Here is a 1901-nt window from a genome sequence, read left to right on the forward strand (position 1 = left end):
CTCGACGGCGAGACCGCCGAGCGCCACGACCAGCCAGAGGGCGGCGTGCACCAGCTGGCGGGTGGTGACGGTGACGATCGCGGCGCCGAAGGTGACCAGGCCGACGAGGAGGAAGGCGATCTCGACGCCGGTCGGCGAGAGGAAGCCGCGGGTCTCCACGGCGGCCAGGGAGGGGTGGTGGTGCGTGGCGGCGAGGGCGACGGCGGCGGTGCCGGTGACGCTCATGCGTTCCCCTCCCCCGGCTGCGTCTGCTCGGCCTGTGGCGCCCGCTCGCCCGAACCGGCCCGCTCGCCCGAACCGGCCTGCTCGGCCTGCCCCGACTGCCCTGCGCGTCCCGCCTGTGCGGTCTGTGCGGTCTGTTCGGCCTGATCGGCCTGTTGGGTGGCGGCGAGCTTTTCGGCGGTCTTGCGGGCGGCGACGAGCTCCTTGGGTTCTTCGGCGCCGGGGTCTAGGGCGGGCGGGGCCGGGACGGTCCACATCCACTCGCGGAGTTTGTCGCGCTCGTGGGTGAGTTCGCGGATGTCGGTCTCCGCGTACTCGAACTCGGGCGACCAGAAGAGGGCGTCGAAGGGGCAGACCTCGATGCAGATACCGCAGTACATGCAGAGGGAGAAGTCGATGGCGAAGCGGTCGAGGACGTTGCGGCTGCGCTCACGGCCGCCGGGGGCGGCGGGCGGGACGGTCTCCTTGTGGGAGTCGATGTAGATGCACCAGTCCGGGCACTCCCGGGCGCAGAGCATGCAGACGGTGCAGTTCTCCTCGAAGAGGCCGATGACGCCGCGGGTGCGGGGCGGGAGTTCCGGCTGGGCGTCCGGGTACTGCTCGGTGACCGTCTTCCGCGTCATCGTGCGGAGGGTGACGGCCAGGCCCTTGGCGAGACCACTGCCGGGGATGGGGGCCATGGTTACCGGATCACCACCTTGACGACGCCGGTGAGGGCGATCTGGGCGAGGGACAGGGGGACGAGGAGGGTCCAGGAGAGCTTCTGCAACTGGTCCTCGCGCAGCCGGGGGTAGGTGACGCGGAGCCAGATGACGATGAAGGCGAGGACGGCGGTCTTCAGCAGGGTCCAGACCCAGCCGAGGCCGTCGGCGCCCCAAGGGCCGTGCCAGCCGCCGAGGAAGAGCACGGTGGTCAGGCCGCACAGGACGACGATCCCGGCGTACTCGGCGAGCAGGAACAGGGCGAAGCGGAGGCCGGTGTACTCGGTGTAGGCGCCGAAGATGATCTCCGAGTCGGCGACGGGCATGTCGAACGGCGGGCGCTGGAGTTCGGCGAGGCCGGCGACGAAGAAGACGATCGCGCCGACGATCTGCCAGGGGAGCCACCACCACTGGAAGGCGTCGAGGATGCCGACGAGGGAGACCGTGCCGGCCGCCATGGCCACCGAGGCGGCCGTCAGGAGCATCGGGAGTTCGTAGGCGAGGAGCTGGGCGGCGGTGCGGAGGCCACCGAGGAGCGAGAACTTGTTCGCGGAGGCCCAGCCGGCCATGAGGGAGCCGAGGACACCGACGCCCATCACGGCGAGGACGAAGAAGATGCCCGCATCGATGACCTCGCCGACGGCGCCCTCGCCGGGGCCGATGGGGATGGCGAGGAGCACGAGGAGGTACGGGAGGAGGGCGACCGCGGGGGCGAGCTGGAAGATACGGCGGTCCGCGCCGGCCGGGACGATGTCTTCCTTCTGGGCGAACTTCACGCCGTCGGCGACGAGCTGGGCCCAGCCGTGGAAGCCGCCGGCGTACATGGGGCCGAGGCGGCCCTGCATGTGGGCCATCACCTTGTGTTCCGTCTGACCGATGATCAGCGGGAAGGTGAGGAAGACGACGAAGACGAGCAGGAGTCGCAGGGCGACGTCGAGGGCGTCGTTCACCGCGGGCCTCCTGCGGGGGGTTCGGGGG

The 1901-nt window shown here is 70.9% G+C and carries 2 protein-coding genes and 1 pseudogene; all 3 read right to left on the reverse strand.

Annotated elements, in window-relative coordinates:
- Nucleotides 1-225, reverse strand: a pseudogene (locus AOK15_RS40590) (NADH-quinone oxidoreductase subunit J); the annotation flags it as partial.
- Nucleotides 222-902: a NuoI/complex I 23 kDa subunit family protein gene (locus AOK15_RS40595; protein WP_055524204.1), complete on the reverse strand. Its 681-nt coding sequence runs from the start codon at nt 900-902 to the stop codon at nt 222-224. The gene AOK15_RS40595 and the pseudogene AOK15_RS40590, both read right to left, overlap by 4 nt.
- 2 nt (nt 903-904) lie before the next feature.
- Nucleotides 905-1873, reverse strand: a complete 969-nt coding sequence (locus tag AOK15_RS40600) for a complex I subunit 1/NuoH family protein (protein WP_055524206.1) — start codon at nt 1871-1873, stop codon at nt 905-907.
- Nucleotides 1874-1901 lie beyond the last annotated feature (28 nt).

Source organism: Streptomyces ossamyceticus, from assembly GCF_001418475.1.
Lineage (GTDB): Bacteria > Actinomycetota > Actinomycetes > Streptomycetales > Streptomycetaceae > Streptomyces > Streptomyces ossamyceticus.